Here is a 16,992-nt window from a genome sequence, read left to right as displayed (position 1 = left end):
ACCTAATCTGGCTTATAGCTATTTTTAAGATTTGGCTTTCGAAGCTTATTTTGTCTGTTTCCTTGCTTGACGATTTTGTTCAATACGCCATTCTCTTTCATAGTACTTCATGGTCTCATAGACCCTTTCAGGAAAAACTACATCTAGTAGTATGATAGGGATGATCAAATCTGCTGACTGATGAAAAGGGAAACACCTTCTCTTCAGTAGGGCTAGAAGTGATTGGGCTTTCTCATTTTCCTTGTTTTTAAAATAAACTTCAATCTGATAGGAATTCCTATACTTCCCTCGAATCCGAGAGAAGGAAAATTCCTCTACATCAGCATAAGCATAGAAATGACTGGATTTCTTTGGATTCGGTTTGTAGTAAAATCCCTGAACAGTAAATCTCAAATATTCCTTGTCCGAACTTAAAAGTCTGTAAGTCAGATAAACTCCTACTCCAGAATAAAAAAGTAAAACCAGCATTAACAAAAGACTTATCGTATGAAATCTGATCCCCTTTTGCGAATGCGAATGGAAATAATAGAGAGATAACAAGAAGAAAAGCACTGAAAAAAGGCCAAACAAGGCATTCCAAATGATTTTCTTGGGACTACGTTTAATGACTTTTTCTTCCATCATGCCAACTCACTTAAATATTCATAGCGTTCGTATTTTTCAAGGAGTGCTTCATTTTTCTCATCTAGTTCTTTTTGGAGAGTAGCCAGCTTACCAAAGTCAGAGCCGTTAGCCTGCATTTCCTCTTCAATAGCAGTGATACGGTTTTCCAAGGCTTCAATATCGCCTTCAATACTTGCCCACTCCTGCTTTTCTTGGTAGGTCATGCGTTTCTTATCTTCACGGACCTTGACCACTTTTTCTTTTTCAATCTTTTGCACTTGATTGGCCATCTCTGTTTCAAAGGCTTTTTCATCTAAGTAGTCGGTGTAATGACCAAAGAAAGGACGAATCTTGCCATCTTCAAAAGCCAGAATCTTGGTCGCTACCTTATCCAAGAAATAGCGGTCATGGCTAACTGTCAAGACAGGACCTGCAAAGCCTTGCAAGAAATTCTCCAAAACTGTCAAGGTCGCAATATCTAAGTCATTTGTCGGTTCGTCCAAGAGAAGAACATTTGGTTTTTCCAAGAGCAGTTTGAGGAGATAAAGACGTTTTTTCTCTCCCCCAGACAATTTCTCAATCAAGGTCCCATGCGTCGAACGTGGGAAAAGGAACTGCTCCAGCAGCTCTGCAATCGAAGTCGTAGAACCACCGCTGGTCTTGACCTCTTCTGCCACTTCCTGCAGATAATTGATAACTCTCTTGCTTTCATCCAAGCCCTCAATTTGCTGAGAGAAATAGGCAATGCGAACAGTTTCTCCAATCACAACTTGTCCTGCTGTCGGCTCAAGAATGCCTGCAATCAAGTTAAGGAGAGTTGATTTCCCAACACCGTTGTCACCAACGATTCCAATACGGTCTTTGGCCTGCACTAAGAGATTAAAATCTTGCAAAATAGGCTTGTTTTCATAGGCAAAGGAAACATCCTGAAACTCGATGACTTTCTTCCCAATCCGACTGGTTTCAAAGTTCATGGTCAAGTCTGTTTCAGCAACGCCGCCTGAAATTTCCTTTTTCAGGTCGTGGAAACGATTGATACGAGCCTGCTGCTTGGTCGCACGCGCCTGCGGTTGTCTGCGCATCCAGGCCAATTCTTGTTTGTAGAGTTGTTCTTTTTTGTGAAGAAGAGCCGCGTCGCGCTCATCCTGTTCCGCCTTTAGGCGAACATAGTCCTGATAATTGCCCTGATATTCTGTTAAGCCTGCTCGGTCCAACTCGAAAATCCGTGTTGACAAAGCGTCTAAGAAATAACGATCGTGAGTGATAAAGAGAACTGTCTTCTTGGAATTTTTTAAAAAGAGGGTCAGCCACTCAATAGTCGCAATATCCAAATGATTGGTCGGCTCATCCAGAAGCAAGAGGTCGTGGTTACCAAGTAAAACTTGCGCCAACTGGACCCGTCTTCTTAGACCACCTGACAATTCCCCAACTGGAGTAGATAAATTCTGAATCCCCAGCTTGCTGAGAACAGTCTTGACCTGACTCTCGATTTCCCAAGCTTGGAGAGAGTCCATTTCTGCCATGACTCGTTCCAAACGAGCCTGCTTGTCCTCACTGTAGTTGAGCATGATCAATTCATACTCACGAATAAGCTGGATTTCCTTGAGGTCACTGGAGAGGACCGTATCCAAAACTGTCTTGCTATCATCAAAATCAGGATCTTGAGTCAAGTAACCAATCTGATAATCATTCTTAGCTGAAAAGGGACTGACATCCCCATCAAAGCCAGAAACGCCAGAAAGAACATCTAAAAGGGTGGTCTTGCCAGTCCCATTGACACCGATTAGACCAATTCTATCCAAGTCATGGATGATAAAGGAAATATCCTTAAAAACGGTCTTATCACCGACGGATTTACTTAGTTTTTCAACGATAAAATCACTCATTTTTTCTCCCTCAGGTAAGCATGGATGGCTTGACGGTCATTTTCCAATTCTCCATCGACAATGGCATATTCAATCTCTGTTAAAATCTCTCCCAAGTCTGGGCCCGGCTGATAGCCATATTCCTTGATCAAAATACCACCGTTGATTTGGATTTCTTTCTTATCATGAATGGTCAAACTCTGGTAGGTTTCTGTGATGACTTGTGGGTTGACTGGTTTTCCCTGAGCCTGACGAAGATTTTCAGCCTGTAAAAGCAAATTCAAGTCAAAGCGGTAACAATCACGCTTACTCAATTCTCCCTTTTCACGCAAGGCCAAAATAGTCAGCAAATCCTGAACTTGCTTGGCAAACTGGCGTGAGGTCTTCCAAGCCTTCAAAAATGGCTGCGCATTTTCAATCTCCAAAGCCCACAGTAGAGCCACCCAGGCTTGCTCTGAAGATTCAAAGATGAAATCAGTCTCCAAATCAAACAGTCTATTGAGCTTGTCCTGGCTAGCTGCCATATCAGGGAGATAGTCATAAGCTTGACTCTCAATCATGGAAGCCAAGCCCCTTCTCCAAAATGGAGCCAGCAAGAGTTTATCAAACTCAACGAAGGTACGCTCCACAGAAATTTTCTCCAAAAGCGACGTCAAAGTCTTCATAGATTTAAATGTTTCTGACTCAAGTTCAAAGCCAAGACTGGCCTGAAAACGGAAACCACGCATAATCCGTAAAGCATCCTCGTTGAAACGCTCACTTGCCACTCCAACCGCTCGTAAGACTTGCTTTTCCAAATCTTCTAAACCATGGAACAAGTCAATGATTTCCCCTGCCTCGTCCAAAGCAAAGGCATTGACTGTGAAATCACGGCGTTTGAGGTCTTCTTCTAGCGAGCGCACAAAGGAGACCGCACTGGGTCTGCGATAGTCTACATAGACATCCTCTGTCCGAAAGGTGGTTACCTCATACTCCTCATCCCCATCTAAGACCAAGACAGTTCCATGCTCAATTCCGATATCGGCTGTTCGCGGAAAAATCTGCTTGGTCTCTTCTGGATAAGAAGACGTCGCAATATCCACATCATGGATAGGGCGATTGAGAAGGGCATCTCGAACAGAACCTCCAACAAAATAGGCCTCAAAACCTGCTTCTTTAATTTTTTCTAATACTGGTAAAGCCTTCTGAAATTCAGAAGGCATTTGCGTTAATCTCATAATAAGTGTTCTAATCCATAGACAAGCTCATGACGCTTGACAACTTCTTTAATTCCCAAATTGACCCCTGTCATGAAGGAGCTGCGATCATAGGAGTCATGACGGAGTGTCAATCCTTCTCCCTGATTGCCAAAAATGACTTCCTGATGTGCTACCAAGCCTGGCAAACGAACTGAGTGGATGCGCATGCCATCAAAGTCAGCACCACGGGCACCTGCAATCAATTCTTCCTCATCAGGCGCACCTTGCTGAATGGACTCTCGAACTTCCGCCATCAACTCAGCTGTTTTAATAGCTGTTCCACTCGGAGCATCCTTTTTCTTGTCATGATGGAGCTCGATAATCTCCACATTTGGGAAATATTTGGCAGCCTGCGTCGCAAATTGCATGAGCAAGACAGCACCCAAGGCAAAGTTAGGGGCGATCAAGCCACCCAGATCTTGAGCACGAGAAAATTCTTTTAGCTCTGCAATTTCTTCACTAGTAAAGCCTGTTGTTCCAACTACTGGAGCAAAGCCATTTTCAAGAGCAAAGCGTGTATTTTCATAGGCAACGGCTGGTGTAGTAAAGTCTACCCAGACATCTGCTTCAAAACCAACCAAATCAGCCTTATCCTTGAAAACAGGAATACCCTGCCATTCTGACTCAGACTCAAAAGGATCCAAAACTGCTACCAAGTCCAAGTCTGGATCAGCCAAGACCATCTGACAAGCAGCTTGTCCCATCTTTCCCTTAAAACCAGCAATAATTACTCGAATACTCATCTCTACTCCTGTCTAAGATACAAAGGACGTTGGCTGCCCATGAAAAATAGGGAATGGCGCTGACTTTCGACGAAAGGCCAGACAGGCATCTTTTTTCATGAGGCAGGTAGTCCGTGTTCAATTGCTAAGATACAAAGCCTGTAGGAACACAAAGTGAAAATAGAAGTTCTGATCAAGAAGTGTCTACTCCTTGGAAGAACTATCTTTTTCACACAGGGTTCCAGGCGTGTTCAATTATCAAGATACTAAGGACGTTAGCTGCCCATGAAAAATAGGAAATGGCGCTGACTTTCCACGAAAGGCAAGACAGGCATCTTTTTTCAAGAGGCAGGTAGTCCGTATTCAATTGCTAAGATACAAGGCATCTTAACTAGTCTAGAAGTGCTAACTAAATCACTGGAATATAACCCAGAGCAATGCTTCCTGATCCTAGGTGTGTCCCAATGACACTACCAAATGTAGCTAGTGAAATATCCGTACCCACTCCAGATTCAAGCAAGTGTTGACGCAATTCTTCAGCCTTTTCAGGAGCATTTCCGTGAATGACAATGACCCGATATTGGCCTGAAGCCGTTGTCTCCTTGATAATTTCAATTAAGCGCTTGGTTGCTTTCTTTTCAGTACGAACTTTTTCGTAAACTTCAATCACACCTTGGTCATTGAAATAGAGGATTGGCTTAATGCTAAGCAAATTGCCCAAAATGGCAGCCCCATTTGAAAGGCGCCCACCTTTCACCAAATGGTCCAAATCATCTACCATGATAAAGGCTGACGTACGGCTGATTTGAATAGCTAGCTTATCCTGAATGCTGGCAAAATCATCGCCCTGGTCACGCCAATTAAAGACGCTTTCAACCATGATACCCAGAGGAGCACTTGTAATCAAAGTGTCTGGAAAAGCAATGGTTAAGCCCTCATATTCATCTATCATATACTGGATATTTTGGTAAAAACCTGAAATTCCAGAAGATAGGAAAAGCCCCAAGGCATGTGTATAACCTTGTTCTTTGAGCAAAGTTAAGATTTCATCTAACTTGGCAATACTTGGTTGACTGGTCTTAGGTAATTCAGATGCCTGAGCCATTTTTTGATAAAATTCCTCAGCAGACAGATTGATACCTTCGACATACTCCTCACCATCAATATTGACAGGAATATCCAAGACATACAAATCTTCTCTTTGCAAGGTCTCTGCACTGAGATAGGCAGAAGAATCTGTGATAACAGCTAGTTTCATATTAGAACTCCAAATTGATTCCTGGTAAGTCTAATGCAATTTCAGTTACTTCGTAAGTCAAACGGTTGAGCATATTCAAACATGGGCGAGCCAAAGTTCCCACTTCTTCTTGGCTCAATTCACTTGGTTCATTGACAATACGGCCATCGATATGATTTACCTGTGAAATGGTTCCACTGATGACAAACTTATCAAATACAATCATAAATGTCAAGATGACAATCAAGGAAGTCACTTGATTTTCTTGATCATGTTGGAGCAATTGGAAGTTCACATCCACCTTAGTTTCAGGAGCTCCATTTTCATTTTCCCATTCAAAATTACGCGCATCAAAATGATACTGACTAACAAATTCTTGTTCACGTTTAAGATTCATGTCTTTCTCCCTCGGCTACAATATTATAAGCTATTGTACCATAATTTTTAATTTTCATCTAGTTTTCTAGGATTTAGTCAATCCCGATTTCAGCTCGAACTACGTCTGCGATGGTATCAACATAGTAGCCTACTTCTTCTGTCGTAGGCGCTTCTGCCATAACACGCAAAAGGGGCTCTGTTCCACTTGGGCGAACAAGGATACGGCCATTCCCTGCCATTTCTTCTTCCATCTTCTCGATGATAGCCTTAATAGCTGGAACTTCCATAGCCTTTTCCTTCACGGCATTTTCCACTCGGATATTGACTAATTTTTGTGGATAGATGGTTACTTCTGCAGCCAACTCTGACAAGCTCTTACCAGTTTCCTTCATGATTCTGGTCAATTGAACAGCAGATAATTGGCCATCACCTGTTGTATTGTAGTCCATCAAGATGACGTGACCAGACTGTTCACCACCAAGATTGTAGCCTGATTTTCGCATTTCTTCAACAACGTAACGATCGCCGACTGCAGTTACTGCCTTGTTAATACCTTCACGGTCCAAGGCCTTGTGGAAACCAAGGTTAGACATAACGGTTGTTACAATTGTATTTTGGGCCAATTGTCCTTTTTCAGAAAGGTATTTCCCGATGATGTACATAATTTTGTCACCATCAACAATCTCACCATTTTCATCAACAGCAATCAAACGGTCACTGTCTCCATCAAAGGCCAAACCGATAGCTGATCCGCTTTCTTTGACCACTTCTTGAAGGGCTTCTGGGTGGGTTGAACCAACATTAAGGTTGATGTTAAGACCATCTGGTGTTTCCCCAATAACAGTTAATTGAGCACCAAGATCTGCAAAGATTTGACGGGCACTTGTAGAAGCTGCACCATTAGCTGTATCCAAGGCAACCTTCATTCCATCAAGAGGAGTTCCAGTTGAAACAAGGTATCCTTCATACTTACGCAAGCCTTCTGGATAATCTACCAAGGTTCCTAAGCCTTCTGCACTTGGACGAGGAAGAGTGTCTTCCTCAGCATCTAGCAAGGCTTCAATTTCTGCTTCTTTTTCGTCATCTAGTTTGAAGCCATCACCACCAAAGAACTTAATCCCATTATCAAGGGCTGGGTTGTGGCTAGCAGAAATCATGACACCTGCACTTGCTACTTCAGTTTTAACCAAGTAAGCTACTGCTGGTGTTGCCAAAACGCCTAGTTTGTATACGTGAATCCCTACTGAAAGGAGACCTGCCACCAAGGCAGATTCTAGCATTTCCCCTGAAATACGTGTGTCACGTCCTACAAAGACTTTCGGTGCTTCCGTTTCATGTTGACTGAGAACATAGCCTCCAAAACGTCCTAGTTTAAAGGCCAATTCTGGCGTTAATTCTACGTTAGCTTCTCCACGGACTCCATCAGTCCCAAAATATTTACCCATTTTTATAAAATCCTTTTCCTATTTTTAATTTGTTTTTGAACTGGTTGCTTTCGTTGACGAAGATGTCTCCGACGAACTGCTTGTGCTTGAACTTGGCGTTACTGGTTTTGTAGTGACCTTCATTGTTGTATCAAACGGAGTGATAACTACTGGTAAAACTACCCCGTTGCGGTCGATTGCCTGCAAAGGTACTGAGCCACTGTAATTACCTGTTATGCGTTCGCTGGTTGGTAAAAGCGCAATAATACGATCAATTTTAGCTAGTGTCTCTTGGTCAGTTGTGACAGAAACTCGTTCGTTTGACACGGTTACACTATCAATTTGTAGCTTGGGATCAATCTGGCTTTGGTCAACTTGTGGCACAACAATCATACCATCTCGCTTAACCTTCTTCCCAACTTTCACTGTGATCTTTTGAGGCGTTGCCACAGCAGTCAATCCACTTGGAAGATTTTCAATGTTCAAGGGAACTTCAATCGTTCCAACACTGGCATCCGTCAAATCCGCTGTGACCTTAAACTTACGAGTGCTCTCCTGCATTTCGCTGGCCAAGGTCACACGATTAGCACCTGTCAGCACAACTGAAACTTCTGATGCAAATCCGCTAATGAAATACTGGTCATCATCATAGTGAATATCGATAGGAACGTTCGTTATCGTATTGGTATAGGTTTCTGATTTGACCTGCCTTGTGGTATTGCTATTTTGAAAGTTGGTCGACGTTGCATAGATAAATAAGACACAAGCAAAAAAGAGAGATGAAATGATATATAGACTATTTTTTCTCATATTTCCAACCTCCTAGCAAACGGTCCTTGAAACTTACTTTTTCCTCAACAACTGGCAAAAGAATTGCTCGTAGTTCTGCTTCAAATTCTTCAATCGTCAAATTATGCTTGAAGACCCCATTGTAAGTAATAGAAATACCACCTGTTTCCTCTGACACGATGAAGGTCAAGGCATCGGATACTTCTGACAAACCGATAGCCGCTCGGTGTCTGGTCCCAAATTCCTTGGAAATCCCTGTACTTTCTGTCAAGGGCAGATAGGCAGAGGTGACTGCAATCCGATTTTCTCTAACAATCACAGCACCATCATGTAGAGGAGTGTTGGGAATAAAAATATTGATGAGGAGTTCTGCCGAAATTTTGGCATCCAAGGGAATCCCTGTCGCAATGTATTCTTGCAAGGTCCGAACTCGTTGAATGGCAACCAAAGCACCTATCTTACGGGGACTCATGTATTCAACTGACTTAACAAAGGCACGAATCATTTTCTCTTCTGCACTAATTTGAGTAGTAGAAAAGAAATCTGTCGCCCTTCCCAAACGTTCCAAACCAGTCCGAATCTCTGGAGAGAAGATAACAACCGCAGCAATAACCCCATAGGTAATAATCTGATTAATCAACCAAGAAATCGTTGTTAAACCAAGGATATTGGCCACGACCTGGGCTAATACAAAAATCAAGACCCCCCGTACCAAAATCATAATCTTGGTGCCAGCTATCGCTTTTGTAAAACGATACAAAACATAGGTCACAATCAAAATATCAAACAGATTGATGGCAATACTCCAAGGACTAGAAAACAAGCTAGTCCAATATTGCAGGTTGGATAATTGTTGAAAGTTCATCTGCTGTCTCCTCTCTGTCCAAACGCGTTCCTCTCTATTATACCATTTTCTGGCATTTTTTCCCTATCCTACTTCATTTTAAATTAAGGAAAAATATGATAAAATAAATTGACTAGAAAAAACAAAGGAGAAACCATGTCTCAACTCTATGATATTACCATTGTAGGTGGTGGTCCTGTCGGGCTTTTTGCAGCCTTCTATGCCCACCTACGCCAAGCCAAGGTCCAAATCATCGACTCTCTTCCCCAACTAGGTGGACAACCTGCTATTCTCTACCCTGAAAAGGAAATCCTAGACGTACCAGGTTTCCCAAATCTGACTGGAGAAGAATTGATCAACCGCTTGATTGAACAACTAAACGGCTTTGATACCCCTATTCATCTCAACGAAACGGTTCTTGAGATTGAAAAACAAGAAGAGGGATTTAAGATTACAACCTCTAAAGGAAGTCACCTGTCTAAAACTGTTATCATCGCTATGGGTGGCGGTGCCTTCAAACCACGTCCGCTAGAACTAGAAGGCGTTGAGGGCTATGAAAATATCCACTACCATGTTTCCAACATCCAGCAATACGCTGGTAAGAAAGTGACGATTCTTGGTGGTGGAGACTCGGCTGTTGATTGGGCTTTAGCTTTTGAAAAAATTGCACCGACTACCCTTGTTCACCGCAGAGATAATTTCCGCGCCTTGGAACACAGTGTCCAAGCCTTGCAGGAATCATCTGTGACCATCAAGACACCATTCATCCCTAGCCAACTCCTTGGAGATGGAAAAACGCTCGATAAACTTGAAATCACAAAAGTCAAATCTGATGAAACCGAAACGATTGACCTAGACCACCTTTTTGTCAACTATGGTTTCAAATCTTCTGTCGGTAACCTTAAAAACTGGGGTCTGGACCTCAACCGCCACAAGATTATCGTCAACAGCAAGCAAGAATCTAGCCAAGCAGGTATCTATGCTATCGGTGACTGCTGCTACTATGACGGAAAAATTGATCTGATTGCGACAGGTCTAGGGGAAGCTCCAACCGCTGTCAACAATGCCATCAATTACATTGACCCTGAACAAAAAGTGCAACCAAAACACTCAACCAGCTTATAAAAAAGAACCACGAGTCCTACGATTCGTGGTTTTATAGTTCATCTACGTTCTGATCAGCTCATACCTTTCCCCTTCTTTAACAAAAATAAAAATGCCTATCAAACTGATAAAGCATGTGATATAATAACGATGGCACTAACAATACGCCTTGGAAAAGGAGGTATTACAGATGCTAGAACTTCTCAAAATAGTACTTATCGCAGTCATCGAGAGTATCATCTCATGGCTGGTGACTCGTTGGTTAGTCGATCACTTCGACAAGTAACCTTCCTGGTTAGTGCTATCTAACCCAGAAAAAATCCCCTCGGTATTGCAGTACCAAGGGGATTTCTGTTAGCACTAAAATGCTAGAACTTCTCAATTCCCCTTTATTATCTCACATACTCTATTTAATTGTCAAGAAAGAGGTGTTTTATATCTTTATAACTCATCGGCTAATTTATTTATCTTTCTAAGTCTGTGGTTGACACCACTTTTGGTCAGAGGGGTGCTGAGGCTATCTGCTAATTGCTGGATAGAGTAGTCTGGGTGCTGAATCCGCAACTGCGCTACTTCCTGCAAATCTACTGGCAAATTCTCTAATCCCATGATATCTTTGATTTTGCTGATATTGTTGATGGTCTTCATGCTGGCAGAAACTGTCCGTGCGATATTAGCTGTCTCGGCATTATTGGCTCGATTGAGGTCATTACGGGTTTCTCGCAAAATCTTAACCCGCTCAAAATTATCACGCGCCTGCATGGCTCCGATGACAATCAAGAAGTCCATAATATCTTCGGCTCGCTGGAGATAGGTCACAGCTCCCTTCTTGCGCTCAAGCACCTTAGCATCTAGTAAAAATTGCTGGAGAAGTGAGGCAATCCCTTGCGCGTGGTCCAGATAAACAGAACTGATTTCCAACTGGTACTTGCCTGACTCAGGGTCACGAATACTTCCATTTGCCAAGAAAGCGCCACAAAGATAAGCACGACCTGCTTCCTCATCTGATAAAATCTCCTGATCAATACCTGTTTCCAGACCAAAGAAAGAGTCTGCCAAGTGCAAATCACTCAACAAGTCCTGCACCTTTTCATCTGTAAAAACGGTATAGACCCGATTCTTACGAAGATTACTTCTTTGGTGGTGTCGGATTTCCGATTTGATTTCATAGAAATGGAGAAAGGACTCATAGAGGTGACGAGCCAGTTTGGCATTTTCTGTCACGACAGACAAGGTTAGGCCCGAGGTCGAGAGACCGATGCTACCAGACATCTTGATAATGGCAGATAATTCATGCCGGCTTAGATGGTGCTGACCTAGGATTTCTTCTTTTACTGCTACTGTGAAACTCATTTTCTCACCTGTATAATGCGCATCAATTCGTCCACTATCAAATCCCCATCGTGGAAGGCACCCCCATTTTCCAGACGAAGGAAGTTGGATGAAATCACACGCGGAACTTGCTTACAAAGACCAGCAAAATCATGTTCCACCTGCACCAAATATTCATCAAACCGGTTGGAATTCATGTATTCCTGAGGCACTTTTTCGATATTCACCAAGACAGTGTCGATAAAAGGTCGGCCAAGGTGACGATGCAAGACTTCCACGTGGTCACTATCTGTAAAGTGTTCTGTCTCCCCACGTTGGGTCATAATATTGCAGACATAGGCGATTTCTGCCTTGGTTTCCAAAAGCGCCTGCCCGATTTCCTTAATCACGATATTGGGCAAAATAGAGGTAAATAGAGAACCAGGTCCGAGGACAATCATGTCACTTTCAAGAATGGTCTGCACTACTCGACGGCTGGCCAGAGGCGTATCATCGTTGAGGGTATTGGTCACATAGACATGGTCAATCATGCCTGGATGGTCTGCAATATGGCTCTCTCCAGCAACTTCTGTCCCATCCTGAAAGACTGCATGAAGGGTCAAGGGATGGTCACTGGAAGGATAAATCTTCCCAGTTGTATGGAAAAATTTGCTCAGTAACTGCATGGCATTGTAGGTCGAACCCTGCATTTCTGACAGGCCAGCAATAATGAGATTTCCCAACGGATGGCCAGCAAAGGCTCCTGCATCCTCAGAAAAGCGATACTGAAAGACTTTCTCATAAAACTTAGGCATATCCGACATGGCCACAAGGACATTGCGAAGATCACCTGGCGGTGTCAACTGCTGCATATTTTTTCTGAGTTCACCTGAAGAACCACCATCATCCGCCACCGTTACGATAGCAGCGATTTCCACATCTTTTTCCCGCAGACTTTTTAGAATGACAGGGATCCCAGTCCCTCCACCAATCACCGTTATTTTTGGTTTTCTCATGAACGGTTTACCGTTTCCTTTCTTCGGTCTTTGTCGCGATGCCCTTCATTAACAGGCCAATTCTTGGATAAGTCCTGCGCCAAGCGTTTAGCAAAGGCCACACTACGGTGTTGTCCACCTGTACAACCCATGGCAATGGTCAAAACGGACTTCCCTTCCTTTTGGTAACTTGGTAAAATCGGCTCAATCAAGGCCAACAAATGCTGATAAAAGTCTTCTGACTCAGGATGGTTCATGACATAATCATAAACTGGTTCATCCACACCCGTTTGGTTTCTCAGTTCTAGAAGGTAATAGGGATTTGGCAAGAAACGGACATCAAAGACTAGGTCCGCATCAATTGGGATTCCATATTTAAAACCAAAAGACATGACTTCGATACGGAAAGACTGGGCTTGCTCTTGATCTGAAAACTGCTCTGCAATGGTTTTACGCAGCTCACGAGGAGTAAGTTCAGTCGTATCCACCACATTTTGACTCATATTTTTCAAAGGTGCCAAGAGTTCACGTTCCAACTTGATTCCATCTAAAATACGACCGTCTGCTGCTAGTGGGTGACTCCGTCTGGTTTCCTTGTAACGAGCAACCAATTCCTTATCAGCTGCATCCAAAAAGAGAATTTTGAAATCCAAATCATCTTGATTTTCCAACTCATCCAAGACAGCTTGAATTTCTGAAAAGAAAGAACGGCTACGCATATCCACTACCAAGGCCAACTTATGGTCATCTTCCTTTGTTTCCACCAACTGCAAAAACTTAGGCAAGAGGGCTGGCGGCATATTATCAATAGTAAAATAACCCAAATCTTCGAAGGACTGAATGGCAACTGTTTTCCCTGCACCACTCATTCCTGTCACAATCACCAAGTGAAGTTGTTTCTTTGTCATCTTGTTCTCCTTATATCAAAAGAAGTTTGGCAACACCAAACTTCAACTAGCTTATCCAATCTCTGCGATGACTTCAATTTCGACTTTTACATCGCGAGGAAGACGAGCTACCTCCACAGCTGAACGGGCTGGAAATTCCTCTTTGAAGGCCGTTTGGTAAACCTCGTTAAAAGGAACAAAGTCGTTCATATCGCTCAAAAAGCAAGTTGTTTTGACAACATGGTCAAAGTCAGTTCCTGCTTCTGCCAAAATAGCACCAATGTTTTTCAAGACTTGTTCGGTCTGTTCTTGAATCGTTTCTCCAACGATTTCCCCAGTTTCAGGAGAGAGAGGAACTTGACCACTAGCAAACAAAAGGTTGCCAACGATTTTTCCTTGAACATATGGTCCGATAGCCTTTGGGGCCTTATCTGTATGAATTGTTTTTGCCAATTTCTTTTCCTCACAATTTTTCTAAGATTGCATCCCAAGCCTCATCCATCCCTGCCTTACTGACAGATGAAAAGAGGATAAAGTCGTCACTTGGGTCAAAGTTTAATTTCTTTTTGATTGCTGATTCGTGCTTGTTCCATTTACCACGAGGAATCTTGTCCGCCTTGGTCGCAACGATAATAACCGGAATCTCATAATACTTGAGAAATTCGTACATCTGTACATCATCTGCTGACGGGTCATGACGAAGGTCAACTAAACTGACTACCGCACGGAGATTTTCCCGAGTCGTTAAGTACTCCTCTATCATTCGCCCCCACTTTTCACGTTCCTTTTTAGAAACACGGGCATAGCCATAACCAGGAACATCCACAAAGCGCATCTTGTCGTCAATGTTAAAGAAATTAAGAAGCTGGGTTTTACCAGGTTTACCTGATGTTCGGGCTAGATTCTTGCGGTTCAGCATTGTGTTGATAAAGCTAGATTTACCAACATTTGAACGTCCTGCTAGAGCAATCTCTGGAAGTTCATCCTGTGGGTAGTGGGATTTATTAGCCGCACTGAGCAAGATTTCAGCATTGTGTGTATTAAGTTCCATAGTCACCTCTAGGCTGTTTCTAGGATTGGTTTATCTGTTCCATCGACAGCTTCTTTTGTGATACGGACCAATTTCACATTTTCCTGACTCGGCACTTCAAACATGACATCTAACATGGTTTCTTCGATGATAGAGCGAAGACCACGAGCTCCTGTCTTCCGTTCGATGGCCTTGTTGGCAATCTCTTGAAGGGCTTCGTCGTCAAATTCCAACTCGACATCATCATAAGAAAGCAAGGTTTGGTATTGTTTGACCAAGGCATTTCTTGGCTCTTTCAAAATACGAACCAAGTCATCGACCGTCAATTGCTCAAGAGCAGCAAAGACAGGCAAACGTCCAATCAACTCAGGAATAATACCAAATTTTTGAATATCTTCTGCGATGATTTCTTGCATGTAAGAGCTATTTTCATCAATCGCTTTATTGTTTTGACCAAATCCGATGACTTTTTCACCCAGACGTTGTTTGACGATTTCTTCAATGCCATCAAAGGCACCACCCACGATGAAGAGGATATTTTTAGTATCCACTTGAATCATCTCTTGTTGTGGATGTTTACGTCCACCTTGAGGCGGAACACTAGCAACGGTTCCCTCGATAATCTTGAGAAGGGCTTGTTGCACCCCTTCACCAGAAACATCACGTGTGATCGACACGTTCTCACTCTTCTTAGCAATCTTGTCAATTTCATCCACATAGATAATGCCACGCTCTGCACGTTCAATGTTAAAGTCAGCAGCCTGCAAGAGTTTGAGAAGAATATTTTCCACGTCCTCACCCACATAACCAGCCTCGGTAAGAGCTGTCGCATCCGCAATCGCAAAAGGCACATTTAAGCTCTTAGCCAAGGTCTGAGCAAGGAAAGTTTTCCCTGAACCAGTTGGGCCAATCATCAAGATATTTGATTTCTGCAAATCCACATCCTCTGACTCTTCACGCGTATCGTGGAAATTGATACGTTTGTAGTGATTGTAAACCGCCACTGCCAAGGCACGTTTGGCACGATCTTGACCGATTACATAGTGGTTCAAGATGTGGAGGAGTTCGATTGGCTTTGGAACTTCTGACAAGTCTGCCAAGACTTCTTCCGCCAACTCCTCCCGAATGATTTCCTGGGCCAACTCCACACATTCATTACAGATAAAAGCGTTGTTGCCAGCGATTATTTTTTGTACTTCTTCTTGGCTTTTGCCACAAAATGAGCAATAAACCATCATATCATTATTCCTAGTTGTAGGCATGATTTCCTTCCGTTCTATTTTATACTATCATTCTATCTAAAATAAGGTCATGTAAAAAGCATGGATACTATTGACCAAATTGGTAAAGGCATTTAACCAGAGCAGGACAGAAAGCCCATAGCGCTTTTTACGAAAAGCCTGTGCCCCAGCAAGTAAGCAGACCAAACACAGCATGGCTGTAAAAAAACCAAATATACTACGTTCCATTAGACTTCCTTTCTCTTGCGGTATTGGATGGTAAAATCATAAGGATTTTTCTCATCTTTGGCGTAAAATTTGCTTGAAACTGTCTCAAAAAGGGACAAGTCAAACTCTTCAGGGAAATAGGTATCTCCCTCCACCCGAGCATGAATTTGAGTGACAATTACTTCATCCAAATAGGGTTCAAAAGCCTGAAAAATCTGCTTTCCACCAATAATATAGAGATTCTTTTCTTGAGCCTGATACCAGTCCAAGACAGACTGGACATCATAAAAAGTAGTAACCCCATCTATCTTTTCTTCCGGGTTACGTGTTAAAATCAAGGTCTCCCGTTTTGGAAGCAAGCGACGCCCCATCCCATCAAAGGTCACACGCCCCATCAAGATAGCATGATTCAGAGTTGTTTCTTTGAAGTGTTGCAATTCTGCTGGCAAATGCCAAGGCAGACGATTGTCCTTACCAATCACACCCTCTTCATCCTGGGCCCAAATAGCTACGATTTTCTTAGTCATGCTTCCATCCTTTTCACTGATAGTACTATTTTATCAAAAAACTCAAAAAAAGACTGGTTTGGAATGCGTTCAGTTTGATAGAAAAGAAGAGGCTGGGACAATAGTCCCTTATCTCCAAAAAAAGCAACGGATTTGCCGTTGCTTTTTTGCATGGTTACGATAGTCTTGGTAAAATAGAATTGCACAATAAACCATTTAGAAAGGCCATCCCATGCATATTCACTATAACACAAATCAAACAACTTTACCACTAGAAATCAGTTCTTTCTTTCCACAGGACCATCTCGTCTTTACTATTGAAAGAGTGGTGAATACCTTGGAAGATTGTTACTTCCATGCCTTCTATCATGCCTTTGCTCGTCCGTCTTATCACCCTAAAATGCTTATAGCTACTCTTCTATTTGCCTATCCACAAGGGATTTTCTCTGGACGAAAAATCGAAAAAATGATGATTGAAAATCTCGCTATGCAATACCTAACAGGACCGTTGGTTGTCAGCTATCGCACCATCAATCGTTTTCGAGTCGCTGAAGGGATGGAAGAACTCATACGTAATCTTTTCATGGACCTCAATCTTCGTTTAAAAATGG

The 16,992-nt window shown here is 42.6% G+C and carries 19 protein-coding genes; 2 read left to right on the top strand and 17 right to left on the bottom strand.

Features of this window, described 5'->3' with window-relative positions; translation table 11 throughout:
• Positions 1–45: 45 nt before the first annotated feature.
• From B7692_RS05490 to cdaA, 9 genes are all read right to left on the bottom strand, one after another.
• The gene (locus B7692_RS05490) at positions 46–624 is read right to left on the bottom strand and encodes a hypothetical protein (RefSeq protein WP_084930150.1); all 579 of its coding nucleotides are present in this window, start codon (positions 622–624) and stop codon (positions 46–48) included.
• Positions 621–2,489, bottom strand: coding sequence for an ABC-F family ATP-binding cassette domain-containing protein (locus B7692_RS05485; RefSeq protein ID WP_084930149.1), 1,869 nt, complete (start codon positions 2,487–2,489; stop codon positions 621–623). The genes B7692_RS05490 and B7692_RS05485 overlap by 4 nt, the downstream gene beginning before the upstream one ends.
• Positions 2,486–3,685: a CCA tRNA nucleotidyltransferase gene (locus tag B7692_RS05480; RefSeq protein WP_084930148.1), complete on the bottom strand. Its 1,200-nt coding sequence runs from the start codon at positions 3,683–3,685 to the stop codon at positions 2,486–2,488. The genes B7692_RS05485 and B7692_RS05480 overlap by 4 nt, the downstream gene beginning before the upstream one ends.
• The gene (gene dapB, locus B7692_RS05475) at positions 3,682–4,449 is read right to left on the bottom strand and encodes a 4-hydroxy-tetrahydrodipicolinate reductase (protein WP_084930147.1); all 768 of its coding nucleotides are present in this window, start codon (positions 4,447–4,449) and stop codon (positions 3,682–3,684) included. The genes B7692_RS05480 and dapB overlap by 4 nt, the downstream gene beginning before the upstream one ends.
• Positions 4,450–4,837: 388 nt before the next feature.
• The gene (locus B7692_RS05470) at positions 4,838–5,686 is read right to left on the bottom strand and encodes a DegV family protein (RefSeq protein WP_084930146.1); all 849 of its coding nucleotides are present in this window, start codon (positions 5,684–5,686) and stop codon (positions 4,838–4,840) included.
• 1 nt (position 5,687) lies between these two features.
• Positions 5,688–6,062: a DUF1149 family protein gene (locus B7692_RS05465; RefSeq protein WP_084930145.1), complete on the bottom strand. Its 375-nt coding sequence runs from the start codon at positions 6,060–6,062 to the stop codon at positions 5,688–5,690.
• Between the two features lie 73 nt (positions 6,063–6,135).
• A complete protein-coding gene (gene glmM / locus B7692_RS05460) occupies positions 6,136–7,488 on the bottom strand; it encodes a phosphoglucosamine mutase (RefSeq protein ID WP_084930144.1) in 1,353 nt (450 codons plus the stop codon).
• Positions 7,489–7,512: 24 nt separating this feature from the next.
• Positions 7,513–8,277 (bottom strand): CdaR family protein, encoded by a 765-nt coding sequence (locus B7692_RS05455; RefSeq protein ID WP_084930143.1) that lies wholly within the window; start codon positions 8,275–8,277, stop codon positions 7,513–7,515.
• Positions 8,264–9,121 (bottom strand): diadenylate cyclase CdaA, encoded by an 858-nt coding sequence (cdaA, locus tag B7692_RS05450; protein ID WP_084930142.1) that lies wholly within the window; start codon positions 9,119–9,121, stop codon positions 8,264–8,266. Before cdaA ends, B7692_RS05455 begins: the two co-directional genes overlap by 14 nt.
• Before the next feature lie 135 nt (positions 9,122–9,256).
• Between cdaA and B7692_RS05445 the strand changes: the two genes are divergently transcribed.
• The gene (locus tag B7692_RS05445; protein ID WP_084930141.1) at positions 9,257–10,225 is read left to right on the top strand and encodes an NAD(P)/FAD-dependent oxidoreductase; all 969 of its coding nucleotides are present in this window, start codon (positions 9,257–9,259) and stop codon (positions 10,223–10,225) included.
• Positions 10,226–10,645: 420 nt separating this feature from the next.
• Here the strand turns inward: B7692_RS05445 and whiA are convergent, their stop codons facing one another.
• Genes whiA through B7692_RS05405 form a run of 8 tightly spaced genes read right to left on the bottom strand, consistent with a single transcriptional unit; the run spans position 10,646 to position 16,402 of the window.
• Positions 10,646–11,557, bottom strand: coding sequence for a DNA-binding protein WhiA (gene whiA, locus B7692_RS05440; protein WP_084930140.1), 912 nt, complete (start codon positions 11,555–11,557; stop codon positions 10,646–10,648).
• Entirely contained in the window at positions 11,554–12,531 is a 978-nt protein-coding gene (locus tag B7692_RS05435; protein WP_001231075.1) for a YvcK family protein, read from the bottom strand. The genes whiA and B7692_RS05435 overlap by 4 nt, the downstream gene beginning before the upstream one ends.
• Complete coding sequence (rapZ, locus tag B7692_RS05430; protein WP_084925753.1) at positions 12,528–13,418, bottom strand: RNase adapter RapZ; 891 nt, start codon at positions 13,416–13,418, stop codon at positions 12,528–12,530. The genes B7692_RS05435 and rapZ overlap by 4 nt, the downstream gene beginning before the upstream one ends.
• 51 nt (positions 13,419–13,469) lie before the next feature.
• Positions 13,470–13,850 (bottom strand): RidA family protein, encoded by a 381-nt coding sequence (locus B7692_RS05425; RefSeq protein ID WP_001140420.1) that lies wholly within the window; start codon positions 13,848–13,850, stop codon positions 13,470–13,472.
• A 10-nt stretch (positions 13,851–13,860) separates the two neighbouring features.
• Complete coding sequence (gene yihA / locus B7692_RS05420; protein ID WP_000422605.1) at positions 13,861–14,448, bottom strand: ribosome biogenesis GTP-binding protein YihA/YsxC; 588 nt, start codon at positions 14,446–14,448, stop codon at positions 13,861–13,863.
• Between the two features lie 8 nt (positions 14,449–14,456).
• Entirely contained in the window at positions 14,457–15,689 is a 1,233-nt protein-coding gene (gene clpX / locus B7692_RS05415) for an ATP-dependent Clp protease ATP-binding subunit ClpX (protein WP_025169664.1), read from the bottom strand.
• Positions 15,690–15,725: 36 nt separating this feature from the next.
• On the bottom strand, positions 15,726–15,896 hold the full coding sequence (locus B7692_RS05410) for a hypothetical protein (RefSeq protein WP_000442260.1): 171 nt from the start codon (positions 15,894–15,896) through the stop codon (positions 15,726–15,728).
• Entirely contained in the window at positions 15,896–16,402 is a 507-nt protein-coding gene (locus tag B7692_RS05405; RefSeq protein ID WP_084930139.1) for a dihydrofolate reductase, read from the bottom strand. Before B7692_RS05405 ends, B7692_RS05410 begins: the two co-directional genes overlap by 1 nt.
• A 211-nt stretch (positions 16,403–16,613) precedes the next feature.
• Here B7692_RS05405 and B7692_RS05395 point away from each other — a divergent pair.
• On the top strand, positions 16,614–16,992 hold a 379-nt coding region (locus B7692_RS05395; protein WP_142360026.1), incomplete at its 3' end, for a transposase.

The organism is Streptococcus mitis (assembly GCF_002096925.1).
Lineage (GTDB): Bacteria > Bacillota > Bacilli > Lactobacillales > Streptococcaceae > Streptococcus > Streptococcus mitis_AF.
Note: the sequence above shows the minus strand (reverse complement) of the source record. Positions and strands in the feature narration are given on the sequence as shown.

Coding starts and splice junctions, on each gene's coding strand:
- rapZ (WP_084925753.1), bottom strand. CDS start 13,418: ATGACAAAGAAACAACTTCACTTGGTGATTGTGACAGGAATGAGTGGT.
- B7692_RS05410 (WP_000442260.1), bottom strand. CDS start 15,896: ATGGAACGTAGTATATTTGGTTTTTTTACAGCCATGCTGTGTTTGGTC.
- B7692_RS05455 (WP_084930143.1), bottom strand. CDS start 8,277: ATGAGAAAAAATAGTCTATATATCATTTCATCTCTCTTTTTTGCTTGT.
- cdaA (WP_084930142.1), bottom strand. CDS start 9,121: ATGAACTTTCAACAATTATCCAACCTGCAATATTGGACTAGCTTGTTT.
- clpX (WP_025169664.1), bottom strand. CDS start 15,689: ATGCCTACAACTAGGAATAATGATATGATGGTTTATTGCTCATTTTGT.
- B7692_RS05480 (WP_084930148.1), bottom strand. CDS start 3,685: ATGAGATTAACGCAAATGCCTTCTGAATTTCAGAAGGCTTTACCAGTA.
- B7692_RS05470 (WP_084930146.1), bottom strand. CDS start 5,686: ATGAAACTAGCTGTTATCACAGATTCTTCTGCCTATCTCAGTGCAGAG.
- B7692_RS05485 (WP_084930149.1), bottom strand. CDS start 2,489: ATGAGTGATTTTATCGTTGAAAAACTAAGTAAATCCGTCGGTGATAAG.
- dapB (WP_084930147.1), bottom strand. CDS start 4,449: ATGAGTATTCGAGTAATTATTGCTGGTTTTAAGGGAAAGATGGGACAA.
- B7692_RS05465 (WP_084930145.1), bottom strand. CDS start 6,062: ATGAATCTTAAACGTGAACAAGAATTTGTTAGTCAGTATCATTTTGAT.
- whiA (WP_084930140.1), bottom strand. CDS start 11,557: ATGAGTTTCACAGTAGCAGTAAAAGAAGAAATCCTAGGTCAGCACCAT.
- glmM (WP_084930144.1), bottom strand. CDS start 7,488: ATGGGTAAATATTTTGGGACTGATGGAGTCCGTGGAGAAGCTAACGTA.
- B7692_RS05445 (WP_084930141.1), top strand. CDS start 9,257: ATGTCTCAACTCTATGATATTACCATTGTAGGTGGTGGTCCTGTCGGG.
- B7692_RS05490 (WP_084930150.1), bottom strand. CDS start 624: ATGATGGAAGAAAAAGTCATTAAACGTAGTCCCAAGAAAATCATTTGG.
- yihA (WP_000422605.1), bottom strand. CDS start 14,448: ATGGAACTTAATACACACAATGCTGAAATCTTGCTCAGTGCGGCTAAT.
- B7692_RS05435 (WP_001231075.1), bottom strand. CDS start 12,531: ATGAGAAAACCAAAAATAACGGTGATTGGTGGAGGGACTGGGATCCCT.
- B7692_RS05405 (WP_084930139.1), bottom strand. CDS start 16,402: ATGACTAAGAAAATCGTAGCTATTTGGGCCCAGGATGAAGAGGGTGTG.